The organism is Streptococcus suis (assembly GCF_002964045.1).
GTDB classification, from domain to species: Bacteria; Bacillota; Bacilli; order Lactobacillales; family Streptococcaceae; genus Streptococcus; species Streptococcus suis_U.
In genome coordinates, this window is record NZ_POPB01000411.1 from 1 (window position 1) to 368 (window position 368).

At 41.0% G+C, this 368-nt stretch carries 1 pseudogene; it reads right to left on the minus strand.

The features are described 5' to 3' along the window. Positions 1-360: pseudogene (locus C1E99_RS10605) on the minus strand (MBL fold metallo-hydrolase); the annotation flags it as partial. Between the last annotated feature and the right edge of the window lie 8 nt (positions 361-368).

The window sequence follows — 368 nt, forward strand, 5'->3', positions numbered from 1 at the left end:
TGTATCTGGCGATGTGTCATAGACTTGAAAATCCACTCCAACTCCAAAATCAGCCTGAGCCAACTGATTAACCATGGTCATGTGAGCCAATTCCTTGATATTGTTTTCCTTTGACAAATGCCCTAGGTAAATCTTTTTGGTCCGATTTCCCAACGAGCGAATCATGGCATCAGCTCCATCTTCGTTACAAAGATGTCCCTTATCGGATAGAATCCGTTGCTTCAAATTCCATGAATAAGAACCCGAGCGCAAAATTTCAACATCATGGTTCGATTCAATCAAATAAGCATCGGCATTTTCTACAATTCCAACCATGCGGTCACTGACATAGCCTGTATCCGTCAATATAACAAAGGATTTGTACTAGA